This is a genomic window from Acidimicrobiia bacterium, from assembly GCA_041676705.1.
Classification (GTDB): domain Bacteria; phylum Actinomycetota; class Acidimicrobiia; order Acidimicrobiales; family SKKL01; genus Actinomarinicola.
Genome location: JBAYRL010000002.1, coordinates 54,089 through 73,196 on the forward strand (window position 1 = coordinate 54,089; position 19,108 = coordinate 73,196).

Consider the following 19,108-nt stretch of genomic DNA (forward strand, 5'->3'; position numbering starts at 1 on the left):
TTTCTATCAATGAATAAGGCGATCCTGTCGAAAGGAATCATGTGACTCTGAGCCCAACCTTTGAAGCCATTCGTATGGCACCCAAAGTGCTGTTGCATGACCACCTTGATGGTGGGCTACGGCCTCAAACTGTTGTTGAGTTGGCGAAAGAAGTTAATTATCGGGGCTTGCCAACGTATGACGCCGATGACTTAGCCACTTGGTTCACCCAAAACGCTGAAGGCACCGACCTTGATAAGTATCTGGAAGCATTTCACCACACCACCGCCTTGATGCAAACACCCGAGGCTTTGGCTCGCGTAGCGCAAGAGGCCGCTCAAGACTTGGCCGCCGACGGGGTGGTTTATGCTGAGGTTCGCTTTGCACCTGAGCTGCACTTGGAAGGCCGGTTAAACCTTAATGAGGTGGTGGAGGCGGTTCTGGCAGGCTTTGCAGCTGGATCCACCAAGCACCCCATTACCGTGGTCACTTTGTTAGGGGCCATGCGTACGGCCGCCAATTCCACAGAAATCGCAGAGCTGGCCCTCCGTTACCGCGATGCGGGCGTGGGTGGCTTCGACATTGCAGGGCCCGAAGCCGGTTTTCCACCTTCGCGGCACATGGATGCTTTTCAGCTAGTGCAGCGGGCTAATTTCCACACCACAATTCACGCCGGGGAAGGTTTTGGCTTGCCATCTATTTGGGAGGCATTGCAGTGGTGCAACGCCGACCGGCTTGGTCACGGCGTTCGCATCGTGGATGACATCACAATCGGCGAAAACGGCGAACCACAATTGGGTCGATTGGCGGCCTTTATCCGCGATAAGCGGATTCCACTTGAAATGTGCCCAACCTCAAACGTGCACACCGGAATCTGCCCCAGTATCGAACTTCACCCAATTAAACTTCTGGCCGACCTCAAGTTTCGAGTAACTGTAAACACCGACAACCGCTTGATGAGTAATACGTCGCTAAGCCACGAATTTCACGAGCTGGTGCAGGCGTTTAACTACGGTTGGAACGAAATTGAGTGGTTCAACATTAACGCTGCTAAGAGCGCTTTTTGGCCCTTCGAAAAGCGATACGACCTGATCAACAATGTGCTGCTGCCGGGTTTCGCAGCAATTCGTGAACGTGAACAAGATCAGCTAAATATCGGCGAGACAAATCGAAATCTCGACGCGGGCCAAGGTCTCGAGAAGAACGACGCCACCGAAATTTAGAGGTTGTGAGCCGGTGCCTAATTTGTTGATAATCCATCACACGGCATCACCCCCGCTACAAGACCTGCTGGAAGCTGTGCGTGAAGGTGCCACTAACGATCAAATTGTCGGCGTTTCGGTCACCACTAAACCGGCCTTATCGGTAACCGCAAGCGACGTGTTGGCGGCCGATGGTTACCTACTTGGGACCCCGGTCAATTTTGGCTACATGTCGGGAGCGCTAAAACACGCTTTTGACACCTTTTACTATCAAGTTCTAGACGCCACCCAGAAAAGACCTTACGGATTGTGGGTTTATGGCAACAATGAAACCAGTGGTGCCGTACGCTCCATTACTACCATTGCTAAAGGATTAGGTTGGGATTTGGTGGCAGAACCACTGGAAATAGTGGCCCCACCCACCGACGAAGCCATGGATGCCGCCTGGGAATTGGGTGCAGTGTTGGCAGCCACCCTTATGGAATAAGGCTTCGGCCACTTAACCGCAAGCGGCACGCAGCAGCGAATATGGGTTTACTGCGTTGCCGTAGCCACCCAGGTGATATTCGAAATGAAGATGGTTAATACCATTGGCGTTGCCCGTGGCCCCCACATATCCAATAACCTCACCTGCACTCACCTGGCCAGAAGCCCCGTAAGCGCTTAGGTGTGCGCCGTAGTAATAATTGCCATCGTCGCCATAGAGGTGCCACGCCAAACCACCCAACGAGTTGCTTCGATGCTCAACTCGCCCACTTACCGGCGCCACCGTTGGGGTCCCTGCTGCGGCGTGGAGGTCGATACCTTTGTGGCTGCGGCCTCCAGATCGAGGTGCTGCCCACGACTCGGGCACAAATGATGAAGGCCGCACCGGACAAACCCAGCCACCCCCTGATGCGGGGGGCTTAGGTGCCGTGGTAGTGGTGGTTGCTGGCACAGTCGTGGTGGTTGTCGGTGCCGGTGCCGTGGTTGGAGGTACGGTGGCGGCTGGGGCCTGGTTGTTAGCATCGCTCACCGTTGGTGTGGGTGTTGTAGGTTGCTTCGGTGCCGCCGAACTACCCTGGTTGTTACTGGTCGAGGTGGCTTTAGCCGCGGCGGCTTCCGCCGCTTCGCGAGCAGCTTTAGCCTCATCAAGACGAACCAGTTCCCCTAAACGTTCCAGTTCTTCATCGAGCTCGGCGATGCTTTCTTGTAGCTCGGCCTGGGTTGCTTGATGATCACGCTGTTCGGTCTCTAAATTTTGGCGAGTGTCGTCTAGGCGTTCATGCAAGGCCTGGAACTCGGCAATGAGTTGGTTCGATTTGTCTTGAGCAGCGCCCATCAACGTGTCCAGACGAGCCGTTTCAAGAGGGTCTGATGACACGACCGAAGGTTTATTGGTGCCGTTAATATACCGTTCGACCATTACCACTCGAACCGCTTCTGACATTTCATCGATCTGCGTCTCGGTGGCCGTGGCCTCAGTTTCAAGCTCGTCAATGCGCTCTTCAAGCCCGACCAGAGTGGTTTCTAGCTCTATTAGTTGGCGGGCTAACGAATCGGCTTTGGCCTGTGCGGCAGCCAAATCATCAGATGAAGACGCCTCTGCTGGCAGCAGCGGCACTAATACGGCCAGCACCGCTAAGACTGCCGCCACCAGTAGCCGAACACCATAGGCATGGCGTTCAACGGTAATGGTGCTGGGGTGGGGCGAAGACTGGGAGATCAAACTACTTATCGTCCTTTGGGATGCCACACGGTCTTAATTTCAGTGGACGCCAAAATAAGCTCGAGACTTTGACTAGTTCCACCTAACCAGTCGTTGTCTTGTGGTTGATGGGTGATTACTTGTGTTACTGCATCGGCCGCCAGCTCTCGAGCTTTAGCGTGAAGAGCGGCTTCGTGTACCCCCACTAAGTCGACCACGTTCACGTCACGATGCGAGGCAAGCCATTCCACCAGTTCGCTTTGGCGTCCGCTCAGAATATTCACCACGCCAGGCGGAAAGTCGGAGGTGGCCAATACTTCAGCTAAAGACAAAGCGGGCAGTGGTGATTCTTCACTTGCCAGCACCACCACGGTGTTACCCGAAACAACCGCCGGGGCCACGCGCGAAACCAGCCCCAAAAGACTAGGAACATTCGGGGCGACCACGGTTACTAACCCGGCGGGTTCAGGCAGTGAAAGATTAAAATAAGGACCTGCCACTGGGTTCGCTCCGCCAGCGACCTGAGCGAACTTGTCGGCCCACCCGGCGTACCAAAGCCAGCGGTCAACAGCGTTGTTCACCTGGGTTTCTGCGGCCATGGTGCGGTCGGTCGACTGTTCAAGCTCGGTGATGAACTGGTCTCGGCGGCCTTCCAACATCTCAGCCACTCGATACAAAATTTGGGCTCGATTATAGGCGCTACGGCTGGCCCAGGCGGGCTGCGCTCCACGTGCCGCAGCCACAGCATCTCGTACGTCTTTGCGACTGGCCAAAGGCACATTCACCCCACCAGCTTCATAAACCCGACCCGATTCGGAACGTGGAAAAGCTCCGTTTATGAACAGCTTGTAGGTCTTGTTGACCTTCAATCGTTGCTCCGCCATCTCTAGCTCTCTCCCCACATTGCACCCAATTGCACATAAGGTGCTAGCCCCGCCCGGCCGCCTTCACGGCCAAAGCCGCTTTCTTTCACCCCGCCAAACGGGCTGGTGGGATCGAAACGGTTGAAGGTATTGGCCCAAACCACGCCAGCACGAAGACGATCAGCCATCCACAAAATACGTGAGCCTTTCTCCGTCCAAACACCAGCAGAAAGACCATAGGCAGTGTTGTTAGCCTTCTCGATTGCTTCCTCGGCCGTGCGAAAAGTAAGAATGCTAAGTACCGGTCCAAAGATTTCCTCTTGGGCAACACGGTGCGAGAGGGCGACATTAGTAAAGATCGAGGGCGGATAGAACCAACCTTCGGTGGGTAGAGAAACCTCGCTTTGGTAAAGGTCGGCACCCTCGGTAACCCCCGCGGCGACTAACGTTTTGATCTTTTCGAGCTGCTGGGGCGAGTTGATAGCGCCAATATCGGTGTTCTTATCGAGTGGGTCACCCACTCGCAGCGTGGCCATGCGGGCTTTAAGCCGTTCTATAAAATGATCGGCGATTGATTCTTGCACCAATAACCGTGAACCGGCCGAGCAAACGTGACCCTGGTTAAAGAAAATTCCGTTAATAACGCCTTCCACCGCTTGGTCGAGAGCGGCGTCTTCAAACACAATGTTGGCGGCTTTTCCACCAAGTTCAAGGGTTAGGCCAACTGGGCGAGCCGCCGTCGCTCGTTGGATCTCTTTACCGACCGCGGTCGAGCCAGTAAAGGCAATTTTTTGCACACCGGGGTGATTAACCAGGGCGGCACCGGTTTCGCCGGGGCCCGTAACCACATTGACTACACCAGGCGGGACTCCCGCTTCCTCCAAGACTCTCACCAGTGCCAGAGCGCTCAATGAGGTTGTTTCAGCGGGTTTCAACACCACCGTGTTGCCAGTAGCCAGCGCTGGGGCCAGTTTCCAAGCGGCCATCAACAACGGAAAATTCCAAGGAATGATTTGGGCCACAACGCCTCTTGGCTGATGTTTTTGTCCTCCAAAGGCGTACACCAGCTTGTCGGCCCAACCGGCATAATAAAAGAAATGTGCCGAAGCTTGTGGCAGATCAAAATCGCGTGACTCTTTGATCGGCTTACCGCCATCCATCGTTTCTAGCACCGCAAACTCTCGGGCACGTTCCGCTAAGACCCGCGCCACCCGGAACAGCACTTTGGCACGCTCGCTACCTGGCCAAGCTGCCCATTCCGCCGCGGCGTTGGTAGCCGCCAGTACGGCCCGATCGATATCGACCTCACTGCCTTGGGCCACCCTCGCTAAGGCTTGTGCGGTAGCGGGGTTATAGGTGGTGAACCATTCACCGTTATTGGGGGCTACCCATTCACCGTTGATGTAGAGCCGATTTTCCTCTTCGATTGGGACTGGCGGTGTGGATTCCGGTGCGGCCGCATATTCCAGGTTGAACTCAGGGTGTGAAGCTTCAGGCGTGGTCATCGTTAAATAGGTGGGCTCCTGTGATCGACTTGTCATAGATGAGCTGACTAGTCAGCCGAAAAATCGGTAGGCCGCTGATAACGCCCGCTGGCCTGTCGTGCCATTTGCATCAATACGTCATTTAACAGGCTCGAAGCGCCGAAACGGAGATAGTTCGGGTCGAGCCAGGCAGCACCCAAGGTTTCTTGAATTAACACTAGATATTGCCAGGCGGCCTTGGCGCTGCGGATGCCACCTGCCAGCTTCAAGCCAATCATTTCGCCACTGACTTCAGCGTGATCACGTATGGCCTCGGCCATACACAGCGCCGTGGGAGGGGTAGCGCTGGTGCCAATCTTGCCAGTGGAAGTCTTAATAAAATCAGCGCCAGCACTCATAGCCAGCATGGAAGCCCGACGAATCTGGTCATACGAGCCCAACTCACCGGTTTCTAATATGACCTTCAGATGCGCCGATTCGGCCGCTTCTTTAGCAGCCACTATTTCGTCGAAAGCCCGACCATAATCACCTGCTAAGAACGCCGCTCGGTTGAGCACAATATCAATCTCATCGGCACCTTCGGCCACCGCCAAGCGAATCTCTTCTAAGCGGACCGACAATGGTCCAAGCCCAGCCGGAAAACTTCCAGCCACGCTGGCAACCTTCACCGTGCTACCGGCTAACTCGGTGGCGGCCACGCCCACCAACGCCGGATAAACACACACTGCGGCCACCGGAGGCACTCGCGACAAGAAAGGGTCACCCTGGAGCGCTTTGGCACACAAAGCACGAACTTTTTGGGGAGTGTCGGTACCTTCCAAAGTGGTTAGGTCGATACATCGCACCACAAGATCGAGGGCCGCGGCTTTAGATTCGGCCTTAATCGAGCGAGTTGCAAAACTGGCAGCCCGTTCCACTAGACCCACCTCATCAACCGGAGTTACGGCCCGAACACGACCTGAAAGGGAAGGTAGGTGAGCCTCATAAGCTGCCAAGGACATAGGCAAAAGGTTAGCCTGCTGGACCACTTATGGAGCTACCGGCCCTCGAAGTGCCATTATCACTAGGTGCAAACTCACGTCGTTAACCACCCCTTGGTCGCAGAACGCCTGGCCACTTTGCGCCACAAAGAATCGAGCGCACCGCAATTTCGCCAAGCTCTAAACGAAATTTCAAGCCTCTTGGTGTATGAGGCCACACGTAATTTGCGCACCATAGAAACGTCGGTGCCGACTCCGGTCGCTGTGGCCGCATCGAAGGGTTTGGCCGCTCAACCTCTTTTGGTGCCAGTGCTACGGGCAGGCCTTGGCATGTTGGGAGCGGCACAAGCCCTGCTTCCTCAGGCCGCGGTGGGATTTATTGGTGTGCGACGTGACGAGACCACCTTGCAACCAGACGCTTACATGTCAACCATTCCCGATTCCGACCAGTCGGCGCCGGTGCTGGTGTTAGACCCGATGTTGGCTACTGGCGGTTCGCTTATTTACACCTGCGAACAGATTTTGGCTCACCAACCAGCCGAGTTGATTGTTGTTTGTGTGCTTGCAGCTCCCGAAGGAATCGATAAGTTTCGTGGGGCTGGGTTTACGGCACCCATTTACACAGCTGCTATCGATGAAAAACTAAATGAAGACGGTTTTATCGTGCCTGGTTTGGGCGACGCCGGTGATCGTCAATTTGGAGTGCAATAACCCCGTAAAAGGGGTACGCCTTCGACCAGCTACGACGTGAACACAACACCATGGGTCACCATCAGCACGGCAACTACCCGTCAACGTAACCTTGTCCTTCGACCCAACGCGACTGGGAGCCGTGCTCATTCGGCGGGGCGACTGGCGGTGTTGGCGGTGTTGGCGGGCTAGCAGATGACGATGGCGGTGTTGTGTGGAGCCCGGCGGGTGAAGGCGGGGTGAATCCTTGGCCTTGGTAAACCTGGGTCGCATCGGGTGTTGGCGGGCCGGGCGGCCGGGGTGCTACCGGCTGGCCGGTGGGCGGGCCATAGCGAGCCGCTGATACTGGTCCTGATGATGCCACCGGGGCTGAAGGTCGATATGACGTTGCATAGGGAACGGCAGGAATAGGGTTCGCATTGCGAGTTGCCGCCGAAGTTGGCCGCGCTCCTATCAGGTGTTTTGACGTGGCACCCCAGATGAAAGAAAGCACCACAGCTACCACACCAGCCGCGACGGCAACGATGGAGGGCATTCGCATACCCTGCGCTGCTACACCCCAGAATCCGCCCACTAAAGCGGCGCTCTCAGGTAGAAACACTGGTGCCGCGACCGGGATAACTACCGCCAGGATCAACCAGAAAGCGGCGGCGCCAATGGCCCAAAAACCCACTCGACGTAGTATTTTTGGCCGATTGTTGGTGATCACAAACGCCACACCAACCAAAATCAAGGCGGCCAGGGCTAATAGGTTCACACCGTTGGCTAGTTTGTCGCGCCAAGAACCCACATCGGGCAGTGAATCCACTGGTAAGTCTACCGAAAGTACGTCAAGCGAGCTAAGAGCGTTTCCAAGCCCCGGAACTTGTTTTCCAAGATCAAATTTAATCTCTTCACCAATTTCTGGGCTGTTCAGTTTCACCGAATCGCCGCTCGGGGTTTCGAGCCCTAGCAGCTGGCGGTGAATGGTACTGAGCGCTCCAACAAATGTGTCTTCCACCTCGGTGCTATCCATGGCCGAAGCGGCTGCCGCCTTGATGTCACGGTTAGCTACCCCCAGCTCCAGTGGCATCTGGGCGGCTACGGCCTGGGCAACACGCTCTTCAAGGAACTCTTTCACGAATGGATCGTTGTAAAGATGCCGGGCAATTTCCTCGGATCGATCAGGGTTGAGCACGGTACGGGACAGCGAGAAACCCGACCATGCCAACGAAGCTAAAATAAGGCCGAACGCTACCAGGGCACCGCCAGCAAGGTTTCGGGTACTCATTTTTCTCCTTCAAATCCTTCTGAAACGGGTAGCGAAAACCTGCTCGTGAGATCTTCACGGATCGCACCAATCAGTTCTTCGGATATGACCTCGGCCTGCGCCACTTCCTCAGCAGATCCGATACTAGTGAACACTTCCAGGTAGAACTTTGCTTTTGGTTCCGTTCCGCTGGGTCGCAACAGTACCCGGCCACGGTCACCCAATTGCCAACCAACCGCATTGGTAGCGAGGCCAACACGCTTACATTCCGCGCTCAAGTAATCAGTGGTTTCGGTAACCGTCAAGCCCCCTAACGTGGTGGGAGGCAAGGCTCGGGCCTCGGTCATTAGTTTGGCAATGTTGGCGACGTCGTGGAATCGAAGCTGCCAGGTTTGTGTGGTGTGTAACCCGTAGCGTTGATAGATGTCACTTAGGCGCGACATGACGCTAAGGCCACTTGCTAGTAGGTCGTTATAAAGTTGGGCGAACATGACGGCGGCTGAAATACCGTCTTTGTCACGGACCTGGTCGGTCACCAAAAAACCCAGCGCCTCCTCGTAGCCAAACACAAATCGCAGCTCAGGTTGGTCGATCGCGGGACGTACAATCCACTTGAAACCAGTCAGCGTGTCTCGATAATGGACACCATGGTCGGCCGCCATTTTTTCTAATAAGCGGGAAGAAACAATGGTGGTTGCCACAAAGCGGTCATCACCGCTGGTGTTTCGAAGCACGTAGTCGCCTAGCAAGGCACCAATTTCGTTGCCGGTAAGTATCCGCCAGCGACCTTCATATTTGATGGCCACCCCAAGTCGATCAGCATCGGGGTCATTAGCCAAAATCAATTGAGCACCTAGCTGCTCGGCCGTGGTTATGGCCTCGTCTAACGCCCCTGGTTCTTCAGGGTTCGGGAAGGGCAGCGTTGGGAAGTCGCCATCGGGCTCAAATTGGGTTGTGACTAAGCTGGGAGTCGCCAAGCCAGCGCGGTTAAAAGCAGCCAAAAGCACCTCACCGCCAACTCCGTGCATCGGGGTGTACACAATTTCTGGGGCTCTGCCACCAACGTTTTCGTTCTTGAGGTTGGTATTGGCAAAAGTCTCTGTCGAGCCTAACGTACCAACCACAGCGGCCAAATAAGCTTCAACGACTTCGTCGCCCAGATACACAATATTCGAATCTGTGGCTTCAGCCAGAGATATATTGTCGATAGATCGGCCACGAATGGCAGCTTCAATAGCTTGGTCATGCGGCGGGGTAATCTGAGCACCGTCGCTTAAGTAAACCTTGTAGCCGTTGTCGTTGCGGGGATTGTGGCTAGCGGTAACCATGACGCCCCCGTCACAGCCCAGCCATTGAATCGCAAAAGCCAGCACCGGAGTAGGTAAAGGCCTAGCTAGCAGAAGCGCTTTTACACCAGCGCAAGCCAGTACCCGGGCGCTATCTTGCGCAAATTCCAACGAGTTGTGTCGACCATCAAATCCGATGACCACCGTTGAACCCGAGCCGAGATAATCAGCTAAACCGGCCGCTGCTTGGCGCACGACTAACCGATTCATTCGTGCGGGACCGGGGCCTAACTGACCCCGCAAACCAGCCGTGCCAAAGGTGAGGGGTGCTGAAAAACATGACTCGAGGGCAGCCAAGTCGCCCTGTTCTAACAACGAAGCCAACTGTTTTCGGGTTTGGGGGTCGGGATCCGCTAAAAGCCAAGCTTCGACAACGCGCTTTAGATTTTCAGGAATATTGGGATGTGCTGTTGAGCGATTGTCTGTCATTGATACGCCCGATCTATGTGCAGGTTTCTTCGACCGTGGCATTGCTTACCAAAGGGCCTTGCTAGCCGAAACCAAGGCCATTCACACGCCTAAATGTGTTCCACTACTTGAGCCAGTATTTCACCCATTTCGCCAGCCGCTGATTCACCTATTTCAACAACCTCGGCATGATCCAACGCGCTGTCGCCTTGACCGGCAGCCTCATTAGTCACCAACGATAGCCCCAGAACTTCAGCGCCTAGGTGCCTAGCAGCCATAGTTTCGAGCACGGTTGACATTCCTACCAAGTCGGCGCCCATGGTGCGCAACATACGAATTTCCGCTGGTGTTTCATAGTTTGGACCGTGCATGGCCGCATACACACCTTCCCCAAGCTCAGGGGCAATTTCTTGTGCTATTTGTCGTAGCCGTGGTGAATAGGCGTTGGTTAGATCTACAAATCGTGAACCATAACGCTCGGGTGGGTTTGACCCCGTCAAAGCAGAAAAACCGGTCAAATTGATATGGTCGGCGATGAGCACGCCAGTGCCGACTTTGAAATCAGGATTGATGGAACCAGCGGCGTTGGTGAGCAAAACGGTTTGGCAACCAGCTTGAATGGCGGTTCGCACGGGGTGCACCACACGAGCTGGGGTATGCCCTTCGTAGAGATGAACTCGACCCTGAAAAATAAGCAACCGTTTGGCCCCAAGCGAACTAGCCCACACCACCGCTTCATGTCCGGGTACCGACGAAGCGGTGAAGCCCGGAACGTCACCCAAAGGAATTTGGCGCTCTAGCTTGCCCAGTTTCCAAACCGCATCACCCCAACCTGAACCTAATACGACCGCCACATCGAAGTGCTCACCACCTAGGTGGTACAGAAGTTCTGAGGCCGCTTGGTCAGCGATATTGAACGGTTCGGCGAACTCGCCTCGACGTCGCTCAACAAAAGGATAAGAGTCGCTCAAGTTGGGATCCTTCTTCGGCCAGCTCGGAAACGCTATCCGAGCTCATTCTTTGTTTTAAGATCGTCACCCTGTGGGGTCAGCTCAATATCTTGGTCGCTCGGAGCATACGTTGCTAACACCATGGCAATTCCGCGAGCCATAGCCGAAACCGTGCCAGCTGTTTCTTTGTCAATAGCATTGTTTTCGAAATTGTTCTGAGCGAAGTACACCATCAGACTCATAAAGGCCAGGCCGTGGTACGCCACCCACGGGTCTGTGGCAAGATCAATCTTGTAGTCACGTAGTTCTTTATTGATAAATCGCGAGAACGCCTCGAAGTCACGCCGAGACGTTTGATCGAGTTCAGCAAGTTCCTGGCGCAGTTTGGCCACCGTCTCGCCCGTGAAATTCCAATCAGGTGTGCTCATACCAACAGGGTAGGTTCGATAAACATGAATGCAGCACTTAGCCAGCTGGCAATTGGTGACAGCCCCGACGCGTGGGAACGGGCCGGGTTTGTTGTTGACGCCAACACCGTTCGAATTGGAAGCGTTAACTTGGCGCTGGTGGGCGATGGCGGCGATCGTGGCGTGCTGTCGTGGGGTTTCGCTGACGAGGCGGTTGTAGGAACTCCAGCCGTAGATGGCTTAGCTACTCACCACTCCCCCAAAACTGAAGCTGCCACGGCGGCCGCTCCAACCCATCCCAACGGGGCCCAACAGCTTGATCATCTCGTCGTGGCAACCCCGAACCTGGGGCGCTCCATTGAGGCCTTTGAAAACTTCGGTTTAGAACTTCGTCGGGTACGTGACACTGGCACTAAGGAACGCCCGACTCAACAAGCATTCTTTTGGATCGGTGAACCAATCTTGGAACTGGTAGGGCCAAAAGAGCCTCGGGGTGACGCCGCGGCTTCGTTTTATGGCATCGCAGTGGCAGTCGCCGACCTAGCCCAAACCGCCGCCTATCTCGGCGAGTCTTGCGGCACCATCAAGAACGCCGTGCAGCCCGGTCGCCAGGTGGCCACCTTGCGGCATCAAGAGCTTGGCATGTCGGTACCCTTAATCTTTATGTCTCCCCATCTAAACGCTTCTGATCGCGATGCTTGACCACATTTTCACCGACGCTATTGGGGCCCTCCGCGACACCTTGGAACAGGCTCTACTCGAGCGCCAAGCGTTAGAAGAGCGTTTTCAAAGCGATATTTTGTTGGGGGATTTAACTTGGGAAACCAGCTATGGTTTGCCCGGTGAAGGCCTGCCTCCGCGGGTGCGGGCAGACATCACACTTGATTGGCCAACATGGTCACAGTCAGCCTACCGCAGCTGGTATATCAACGATGACGTTGACGATTTAGATGATGCTCCCCATATTGATATCGAAATCGTGGTACGCATTCAGCGTTTGGCCCACCTACCCACACCGCAAATGTTTTTGGCCACGCTTCCACTGGAAGGGCCAGCCGTAGGCCGCGACCAGCTTGAGCGCAGTGGACCCACCATAGAGGCCATATACAGCGATGATTTAAGCGAAGTGTCGCATGCTATCGAAGTGTCATACAGCGGAATGTATGAGCTAGACGAGGCGGTTTTAGAAGACGGTAGCGTGCTCGATACTCACTTCGGCGCTATGGGCGGTTGGATAGCCTCAACACTGGTGCGCATCGGCGACCTGAAATTCGAGTTCCTCCCCGCCGAAGAAGAAGACGTCCAATAATCAAACAACTTCAGAGCCGGCCAGAACTTCTCGCGCTAAGACACTAAGCGGTATACGAGGTCGGGCCCCTATATGGCTGATTACTTCAGCAGCCGCCATGGCGCCCAAGCGGCCACAGGTGGCTGGCGGATAACCCATAGCCAGACCCCATAACACTCCAGCCGCGTATAGATCGCCAGCGCCGGTGGAATCTACAATCTGTTCAACTGGATGCACCGGAATATGATGGGTTTCTTCACCGATCAGAATGAGCGACCCTTTCTCCGATCGAGTGATGCAGATAGTTTCCGCGGTGCCACGCACCTGGGCAATGGCTTCATCTAGGGAGTCGGTTTCATACAGTGAGAGAATTTCCACCTCGTTGGCGAAAAGCACGTCAACTTGGGTGTGAATCAACTCCAAAAACTCTTCCCGATGCCGATCAACACAAAACCCGTCAGAAAGTGTCAGGGCGCTGCGGCCACCGTTGGCATGTGCTACTTCCATGCCATAGCGAATGGCAGCTTTGGCATCTTCGGTGTCCCACAAATAGCCCTCACAATAAAGCAGCTCGGCCTGGGCAATAAGCTCGGTATCGACATCAGCCGGAGTTAGGTTCCCGGCAATACCCAAATAGGTGTTCATCGTGCGCTGGGCGTCGGGGGTGACGGCGACTAAGCAGCGTGCCGTTGGGTCGCCACTGGTGGCTGGAGTGGCGCTGAAAGATACCCCTACGGCAGCCATGTCATGGGCGAATATTTCACCGAATTGGTCGTCACGAACCTTGCCGATAAAGCCGGTGTTTCCCCCAAAGCTGGCGATGCCGACGATCGTGTTGGCCGCAGAGCCTCCAGAAATCTCGATGCCTTGCGGGAACACCGAGTAGAGCCGCTCCACTTCGGCGGCATCCACCAGGCGCATAGCACCGCGATCGAGACCATAGGTTTCGGGGAAGTAATCTTCTACCTGGGCAATAACGTCCACAATGGCATTGCCCATTCCGACTACGGCGTATTTTTTTGAACTCATGCCATCTCCGTTTCGGTGCTACCCACTATTAGTAACCGCTAGAGTTCGAATCCTCATATTTATTGGAGGTCTTTGTGACACCTGGTACTAGTTCCACCAATTCGCAAGCGGTTAATCCTTACCGTCTCCCCCGCAATGTGGTGCCATGGCACTACAACCTTGAACTAGCACCCAACCTGGCGGAGGCCACTTTTTCTGGTACCCAAGAGGTCTCACTTGAGGTTCGAGAAGCGACCACGACCATTGTCTTGAACAGTCTTGATATTGAAATCGACGAAGCCATCTGCTTCGACAAGTTTGGGGTTCGCCATAGCGGCGCCGTTAGCTACGATGTGGAAACCGAACGTGCCACCATCGCCTTTGAGTCCCCCATAGCCGCTGGTAGCGCCCGGTTAAACCTGGTGTTTCGCGGTGAGTTAAACGACAAGCTAGTGGGTTTTTACCGCAGCACCTACACCGATGCCTCCGGTGTCACCCAAACCTTGGCGGTTAGCCAAATGGAATCAACCCATGCTCGCCGGGCTTTCCCGTGTTGGGACGAACCTGCTTTCAAAGCCACTTTTGACATCACTTTGGTGGTCGAAGAAGGTTTGACCGCCGTTTCGAACGCCCGAGAAGTCGGTCGGGAAGCTCGGGGCCCAGGCGAAGTCGCGATTAAGTTCGCCACCACCATGAAAATGTCCACCTACCTGGTGGCCTTCGTGGTAGGACCACTCGAGATCACCGAGGTCGTAGTTACCAACGGCGGGATTCCTATTCGTTTGGTACACCCAATTGGTAAGGGTCATCTCACGACATACGCTCTTGAGGCTGCCAGCTTCGCTCTAGATTTCTTCGCCGAATGGTTCGACATTCCCTATCCCGCCGACAAGCTCGATTTAGTAGCGGTTCCCGATTTTGCCTTCGGGGCAATGGAGAACGTGGGATGTGTTACCTTCCGCGAAGTTTTGTTGCTTATAGACCCCGAAAAGGCCACCCAAACCGAGCTTGAACGCTTAGTTGACGTGGTTGCCCACGAACTGGCACACATGTGGTTTGGCAATCTAGTCACCATGGATTGGTGGGAAGGAATTTGGCTAAACGAAGCTTTTGCCACCTTCATGGAGCTATTAGCCACCGATGCTTTCCGGCCCGAATGGCAACGTTGGCTGTCATTCGGTCTGTCTCGCACCGCCGCGTTTGACGTTGATGGCTTAACGGCTACGCGACCAATTGAGTTTCCAGTCATTTCCCCTGATGACGCTGAAGGCATGTTCGACCTGTTGACCTACGAAAAGGGGGCAGCGGTACTGCGTATGTTGCAGCTTTACCTTGGAGACGAGGCTTTTCAGGCTGGCATCCGCCGCTATCTGTCGGCCCACCAGTATGGCAACACCAAGACCACTGATCTGTGGGATGCCATTGAGGAAGCTTCGGGCGAACCAGTACGCCGCATTATGGACACCTGGATCTACCAAGGGGGTTTTCCGTTGGTGGAGGTAGAGCTTGATAAGTCGGCCCACCAAGTGACGGTGGGCCAACGCCAATACCTGGCGGCTTCAGATGCTGCCAGGAAGACCTCCGGTAAAGAATGGGTGGTGCCGGTTACCTTGCGGTCATCGGTGGCGGGCAATGTTGAAAATTCACGTCTGTTGTTGGAACCTGAAACCGCCTCAACCCTAAAGCTGAGTGGAACTGCCGATTGGGTGGTAGCCAATGTTGATGGCGGGGGTTTCTATCGAGTGAGCTACGGCCCAGTGGCCGCTACCGGCTTGCAAACCAACCTTTTTAGCTTAAGTGCGGCCGAACGCTATGGATTGTTGGATGACACGTGGGCAGCGCTGTTAGCCAACCGCACCTCAAGCCGAGAGGTATTAGATCTAGTGGGGGCGTTAGCGGCCGGTGAAACCGATTTGTCGGTGTGGGAACGGATTGGTGGTGTGCTGCGCAACCTCGATCGTTACATACCCGAAACCGGACAAACCGCTTGGCAAAGCGAGGTCCAATCATTGGTGGCACCAGCCAGCCAACGCCTAGGGACTGAGCCACAGCCTGATGAAAGTGACCGTGACCGTCAGCTGCGAGGTGTGCTGCTTGGTTTATTAGGAACGGTGGCTAACGATCCATCGGCCATCGGTCGAGCTCGCGAGCTGCATAATCGCCATCTGGCCGGTGAGACGGGATTAGACCCAGCCTTGGTGGCGGTCGCGATTGAGGTGGTAGCCAGCCAGGGAGACACCAAAGATTTTGCCACTTATATGAAAGCCATGGAAGAAGCGGCTACCCCGCAAGAATCTATTCGGTACCAATATGCACTTGCTGACTTCCCCGGTGAAACCGAGGTGGCACAGCTGCTAGAGGCCGTTTCAAATGGAGTTATCCGTACTCAAAATATGGCTTTTGTGCTGCGTCGAGCGTTGCTAAACCAACACGGAGGTAACCAGGTTTGGCGTTATGTCACCAAGAATTGGGGCGATCTTTCCGCTAAGTTGCCCTCAATGTCGGTGGTGCGCATGGCCGAAGGCGTGCGAGCATTAAGCACCCCTGAACTAGCGACCGAGGTACACGAGTTCTTTAGGGCTCATCCTCTTCCCCAAGCAGAGCGCACCTTAGCTCAGCATCTGGAAGCGCTCGACGTAAACGTGGGAGTGCGCCAGCGAGAAACCGAAGTTTTAGCCGAACTGTTTTCCTAGGCTAAAGATCCTCGATGCTGATGGCCTGTTTCGGACAGGCCGTCACAGCTTCTTCCACCGCTGATCGAAGCGAATCGTCGGGTGTTTCATCAAGGATGTAAAGAAAATCGTCGTCACGGACTTCAAATACTTCCGGCGCAATGGCCATGCACAACGCGTTGCTTTCGCACAGATCGAAATCAACAACAACTTTAAAAGCCATCAGTTCCCCCTCTTGGTATGGCGTTTCGGCAACGTTACCCTTTTTTAGTCGCGAGCTGGGTGGTCGTTGTAGTTAACTGCCCATTGGAAACGGAATCTTTATCTTTTCCAACGTCAGTTTCGTCGTCATTTTCACCGTCGGTTGAATCTTCAGTCGTCGATGAAGAATGCGGGCGACAATTCGCCAAGGCATACCCTTCAACTTGTTTGCGCGACCCGATGTATTCGTCACTGAAGCGAATCTCGAACTCCAAAGCCAACTGTTTCTTCGAGTTAGTTTCTAATTTTGCGATTCGTTCCGCAGCTTCTAACAATTCGTCAACCGCACTATCAACCTCGGTCGGCGCCACCTCAGCAAGCTGTGCCAGCACTTCCACCGAGGCCAGCGCAACCGGATCGTTGGTGGTCACAATTCGGCAGAATGAATCTTGGTTACCCTCTTGCGCTTCATCGTTCCCGCCCCGCGAACAGCCAGTTGCGATCAGCACAAAAACCAACGTCAAAGCCGCCAGCGTACGCCACCCATTTTTGGGCGGCGCGGAACCGGCATTTTGGGAGAATTTAGTGTTTCTGCCAGAACGTTTCACTAGTAAATGTCTAGCGCGTTTTAAGCCGGGCGCGGTGCCACAAGCTGGGTCGTATTAGTGGAACTGGCCATAAAAAGTGGTTGAATCAACCTAATGAATGTTCGTGCTCCTATTCGTCCCCCAAAAGCCAACGAGCCGTGTTGGTGCGGTAGTGGGGTTAAGTTCAAGCGTTGTCACGGAAACTCTTCGCTACGTATCCGACCCGGCGATCTTTCCCCCACCCGCGAGGTGCCAGCCGAAATTGAACGGCCACCTTATGCTGCCACTGGAGAAGCTCGACGGGTGTTTGAACCCCAGGTGAAAAGCGCCGAGATTATTGCTGCCATGCGCCGTACCGCTAAAGCAGCTGCCGAGATTTTAGCCATCACGGGGGCCGCTGTGGCTCCGGGGGTTACCACCGATGAACTTGATGCTATTGCCCATGAAGAAAGCATTAAACGAGGCGGATACCCAAGCCCCCTTAACTACAACGGCTACCCAAAGTCGTTGTGCACCTCGGTGAATGAGGTTATTTGCCACGGCATTCCCGATAGCCGTGAACTGTTAGATGGAGACATCGTAAATTTAGATGTCACCTTGTACCGCGAAGGGGTGCACGGCGACACCAACGCCACCTTTTTGGTGGGCAACGTTGACGAGGCCTCAATAGCATTGGTGAAGGTAACCAAAGAATGCCTTGATCTAGGTATTGCTGCGGTGAAACCAGGGCGACCTATTTCAGATATTGGCGCCGCCATTCAATCCCACGCCGAAGAACAAGGTTACGGGGTGGTGCGTGATTTCGTGGGCCACGGTATCGGCGAACAGTTCCACAGCGACCTGCAAATTCCGCATTATTACACCCCGCGGGCCAACACCATCATGGAGGTTGGCATGACCTTCACTATCGAGCCCATGATCACCATGGGTACCTACCGGTTTAATATTTGGCCCGACAATTGGACGGCAGTCACTACCGATGGCTTGCGCACCGCCCAGTTTGAACACACTATTTTGGTTACTGAAACTGGAGCTGAGGTGTTAACCGTCGTCGGCTAAGCGTGGCGGTTGACTATTTGGTGTGGTGGCTGCCGTAGGCGGCACGACGCAACCGGTCAGCCACCGCAATACCCGAACCCACTGGTGGGGGTGGCACCACCACCAGCACGGATACTCCATCGCTGTCGGCTTGGCGCAAGCGTCGGTAAAGCACCTGGGCGTAATGTTCGGGGCTTCCACCGGCTGGTAGTTGCACCAGCAACGACGCCAGCGAACCTAGATTTAAGGTTTCGGGGGCTAAAACACCAACCTGGTGGCCCTGTTCCATGTATTTTTCGGCAGTTTCAATGACCTCGGATATTTGGGCGTTGGGAGCCAACACCACCACCTTGGCGTTGGGGGCGTAGTGCCCGGGCAGCATTCCGGGAGCATTGGCTTCGGCTCTACCGTCAACAACTTCGATTCCTGGGATAATTGTTTCTAGGTCGGTTTGGGTGATGTGTCCGTGACGAAGAATCTTGGGTTCGGAGCCACTTAGGTCAACGATGGTTGATTCAATACCTATCTGGCATGAACCACCGTCGAGCACCAGGCTCACCGAGGTACCCAGTTCATCGACCACATCTTGGGCGGTGGTAGGGCTGACACGTCCGAAACGATTGGCCGAGGGGGCCACCACTCCGCTGCCGAGCTGTTGCAGCAGGGCTTGGGCCACAGGATGCGCCGGGGCACGCAATGCCACCGTGTCGCGTCCGCCGGTTACCTCATCAAGAACCTGAGAAGACCGTGGTAGTAACACCGTGAGGGGGCCGGGCCACCATTTCGTAAGTAGTGGCTCGAGCACATCGGGTAAATGTTTCACCCACGGTTCTACATCAACAAGACCAGCTACATGCACGATAAGCGGATGACTGGTGGGCCGGCCCTTGGCAGCAAACACTTTGGCGATGGCGTTTCGATTGAGCGCGTCAGCGGCTAGGCCATAAACCGTTTCGGTAGGCATACCCACTAAACCGCCTGCCCGTAGCACCGCTACTGCCGCTTCAATATCGGTACTAATCATGAGTTTCGCTGCTCAGTTCAGTAGATTCCACCGGAAATTTTCCGC

The 19,108-nt window shown here is 54.9% G+C and carries 19 protein-coding genes; 7 read left to right on the top strand and 12 right to left on the bottom strand.

Going from position 1 to position 19,108, the window contains the following annotated elements:
- The first annotated feature begins 41 nt into the window (after nucleotides 1–41).
- Together WC184_03755 and WC184_03760 are read left to right on the top strand one after the other, a co-directional pair.
- Nucleotides 42–1,202 carry an adenosine deaminase gene (locus WC184_03755; protein MFA7476992.1) on the top strand — a complete coding sequence of 387 codons (1,161 nt, stop codon included), beginning with the start codon at nucleotides 42–44 and terminating at the stop codon, nucleotides 1,200–1,202.
- 13 nt (nucleotides 1,203–1,215) lie between these two features.
- Nucleotides 1,216–1,668 (top strand): NAD(P)H-dependent oxidoreductase, encoded by a 453-nt coding sequence (locus WC184_03760; protein MFA7476993.1) that lies wholly within the window; start codon nucleotides 1,216–1,218, stop codon nucleotides 1,666–1,668.
- A gap of 12 nt (nucleotides 1,669–1,680) precedes the next feature.
- Here the strand turns inward: WC184_03760 and WC184_03765 are convergent, their stop codons facing one another.
- The 4 genes from WC184_03765 to deoC are packed head-to-tail and all read right to left on the bottom strand — an operon-like array spanning nucleotide 1,681 to nucleotide 6,216.
- The gene (locus tag WC184_03765) at nucleotides 1,681–2,889 is read right to left on the bottom strand and encodes a peptidoglycan DD-metalloendopeptidase family protein (protein ID MFA7476994.1); all 1,209 of its coding nucleotides are present in this window, start codon (nucleotides 2,887–2,889) and stop codon (nucleotides 1,681–1,683) included.
- A gap of 5 nt (nucleotides 2,890–2,894) precedes the next feature.
- On the bottom strand, nucleotides 2,895–3,752 hold the full coding sequence (locus tag WC184_03770; GenBank protein MFA7476995.1) for an aldehyde dehydrogenase family protein: 858 nt from the start codon (nucleotides 3,750–3,752) through the stop codon (nucleotides 2,895–2,897).
- Nucleotides 3,753–3,754: 2 nt separating this feature from the next.
- A complete protein-coding gene (locus tag WC184_03775) occupies nucleotides 3,755–5,236 on the bottom strand; it encodes an aldehyde dehydrogenase family protein (GenBank protein MFA7476996.1) in 1,482 nt (493 codons plus the stop codon).
- A 47-nt stretch (nucleotides 5,237–5,283) separates the two neighbouring features.
- Nucleotides 5,284–6,216 (bottom strand): deoxyribose-phosphate aldolase, encoded by a 933-nt coding sequence (deoC, locus tag WC184_03780; protein ID MFA7476997.1) that lies wholly within the window; start codon nucleotides 6,214–6,216, stop codon nucleotides 5,284–5,286.
- Nucleotides 6,217–6,282: 66 nt separating this feature from the next.
- Between deoC and upp the strand changes: the two genes are divergently transcribed.
- A complete protein-coding gene (upp, locus tag WC184_03785; GenBank protein MFA7476998.1) occupies nucleotides 6,283–6,906 on the top strand; it encodes a uracil phosphoribosyltransferase in 624 nt (207 codons plus the stop codon).
- A 73-nt stretch (nucleotides 6,907–6,979) separates the two neighbouring features.
- Here the strand turns inward: upp and WC184_03790 are convergent, their stop codons facing one another.
- The 4 genes from WC184_03790 to WC184_03805 form a co-directional block, all read right to left on the bottom strand.
- Nucleotides 6,980–8,155: a hypothetical protein gene (locus WC184_03790; GenBank protein ID MFA7476999.1), complete on the bottom strand. Its 1,176-nt coding sequence runs from the start codon at nucleotides 8,153–8,155 to the stop codon at nucleotides 6,980–6,982.
- Nucleotides 8,152–9,909 (bottom strand): phospho-sugar mutase, encoded by a 1,758-nt coding sequence (locus tag WC184_03795; GenBank protein ID MFA7477000.1) that lies wholly within the window; start codon nucleotides 9,907–9,909, stop codon nucleotides 8,152–8,154. The genes WC184_03790 and WC184_03795 overlap by 4 nt, the downstream gene beginning before the upstream one ends.
- Before the next feature lie 89 nt (nucleotides 9,910–9,998).
- The gene (locus tag WC184_03800; protein MFA7477001.1) at nucleotides 9,999–10,859 is read right to left on the bottom strand and encodes a purine-nucleoside phosphorylase; all 861 of its coding nucleotides are present in this window, start codon (nucleotides 10,857–10,859) and stop codon (nucleotides 9,999–10,001) included.
- A gap of 32 nt (nucleotides 10,860–10,891) precedes the next feature.
- Entirely contained in the window at nucleotides 10,892–11,266 is a 375-nt protein-coding gene (locus WC184_03805) for a hypothetical protein (protein MFA7477002.1), read from the bottom strand.
- A 24-nt stretch (nucleotides 11,267–11,290) separates the two neighbouring features.
- On the opposite strand from WC184_03805, the gene WC184_03810 reads away from it, so the two are divergent.
- Both WC184_03810 and WC184_03815 read left to right on the top strand, forming a co-directional pair.
- Nucleotides 11,291–11,947 carry a VOC family protein gene (locus WC184_03810; GenBank protein MFA7477003.1) on the top strand — a complete coding sequence of 219 codons (657 nt, stop codon included), beginning with the start codon at nucleotides 11,291–11,293 and terminating at the stop codon, nucleotides 11,945–11,947.
- Nucleotides 11,940–12,554 carry a hypothetical protein gene (locus WC184_03815; GenBank protein ID MFA7477004.1) on the top strand — a complete coding sequence of 205 codons (615 nt, stop codon included), beginning with the start codon at nucleotides 11,940–11,942 and terminating at the stop codon, nucleotides 12,552–12,554. Before WC184_03810 ends, WC184_03815 begins: the two co-directional genes overlap by 8 nt.
- Here WC184_03815 and WC184_03820 read toward each other — a convergent pair whose 3' ends face one another.
- On the bottom strand, nucleotides 12,555–13,562 hold the full coding sequence (locus tag WC184_03820; GenBank protein MFA7477005.1) for an adenosine kinase: 1,008 nt from the start codon (nucleotides 13,560–13,562) through the stop codon (nucleotides 12,555–12,557).
- Between the two features lie 74 nt (nucleotides 13,563–13,636).
- Between WC184_03820 and WC184_03825 the strand changes: the two genes are divergently transcribed.
- Nucleotides 13,637–16,234 (top strand): M1 family aminopeptidase, encoded by a 2,598-nt coding sequence (locus tag WC184_03825; protein MFA7477006.1) that lies wholly within the window; start codon nucleotides 13,637–13,639, stop codon nucleotides 16,232–16,234.
- Nucleotide 16,235: 1 nt separating this feature from the next.
- On the opposite strand, the gene WC184_03830 is transcribed toward WC184_03825, so the two are convergent.
- Entirely contained in the window at nucleotides 16,236–16,436 is a 201-nt protein-coding gene (locus WC184_03830) for a ferredoxin (protein MFA7477007.1), read from the bottom strand.
- 34 nt (nucleotides 16,437–16,470) lie between these two features.
- The gene (locus WC184_03835; GenBank protein MFA7477008.1) at nucleotides 16,471–16,938 is read right to left on the bottom strand and encodes a hypothetical protein; all 468 of its coding nucleotides are present in this window, start codon (nucleotides 16,936–16,938) and stop codon (nucleotides 16,471–16,473) included.
- 177 nt (nucleotides 16,939–17,115) lie between these two features.
- Between WC184_03835 and map the strand changes: the two genes are divergently transcribed.
- A complete protein-coding gene (map, locus tag WC184_03840; protein ID MFA7477009.1) occupies nucleotides 17,116–18,060 on the top strand; it encodes a type I methionyl aminopeptidase in 945 nt (314 codons plus the stop codon).
- A gap of 13 nt (nucleotides 18,061–18,073) precedes the next feature.
- On the opposite strand, the gene WC184_03845 is transcribed toward map, so the two are convergent.
- The gene (locus WC184_03845; GenBank protein MFA7477010.1) at nucleotides 18,074–19,063 is read right to left on the bottom strand and encodes an L-threonylcarbamoyladenylate synthase; all 990 of its coding nucleotides are present in this window, start codon (nucleotides 19,061–19,063) and stop codon (nucleotides 18,074–18,076) included.
- Between the last annotated feature and the right edge of the window lie 45 nt (nucleotides 19,064–19,108).

What these genes read in the sequence shown, in the direction of transcription:
- WC184_03795 (MFA7477000.1), bottom strand. Translation starts at nt 9,909, where the DNA reads ATGACAGACAATCGCTCAACAGCACATCCCAATATTCCTGAAAATCTA.
- WC184_03820 (MFA7477005.1), bottom strand. Translation starts at nt 13,562, where the DNA reads ATGAGTTCAAAAAAATACGCCGTAGTCGGAATGGGCAATGCCATTGTG.
- WC184_03805 (MFA7477002.1), bottom strand. Translation starts at nt 11,266, where the DNA reads ATGAGCACACCTGATTGGAATTTCACGGGCGAGACGGTGGCCAAACTG.
- WC184_03815 (MFA7477004.1), top strand. Translation starts at nt 11,940, where the DNA reads ATGCTTGACCACATTTTCACCGACGCTATTGGGGCCCTCCGCGACACC.
- deoC (MFA7476997.1), bottom strand. Translation starts at nt 6,216, where the DNA reads ATGTCCTTGGCAGCTTATGAGGCTCACCTACCTTCCCTTTCAGGTCGT.
- WC184_03775 (MFA7476996.1), bottom strand. Translation starts at nt 5,236, where the DNA reads ATGACCACGCCTGAAGCTTCACACCCTGAGTTCAACCTGGAATATGCG.
- WC184_03790 (MFA7476999.1), bottom strand. Translation starts at nt 8,155, where the DNA reads ATGAGTACCCGAAACCTTGCTGGCGGTGCCCTGGTAGCGTTCGGCCTT.
- WC184_03770 (MFA7476995.1), bottom strand. Translation starts at nt 3,752, where the DNA reads ATGGCGGAGCAACGATTGAAGGTCAACAAGACCTACAAGCTGTTCATA.
- WC184_03810 (MFA7477003.1), top strand. Translation starts at nt 11,291, where the DNA reads ATGAATGCAGCACTTAGCCAGCTGGCAATTGGTGACAGCCCCGACGCG.
- map (MFA7477009.1), top strand. Translation starts at nt 17,116, where the DNA reads ATGAATGTTCGTGCTCCTATTCGTCCCCCAAAAGCCAACGAGCCGTGT.
- WC184_03845 (MFA7477010.1), bottom strand. Translation starts at nt 19,063, where the DNA reads ATGATTAGTACCGATATTGAAGCGGCAGTAGCGGTGCTACGGGCAGGC.
- WC184_03830 (MFA7477007.1), bottom strand. Translation starts at nt 16,436, where the DNA reads ATGGCTTTTAAAGTTGTTGTTGATTTCGATCTGTGCGAAAGCAACGCG.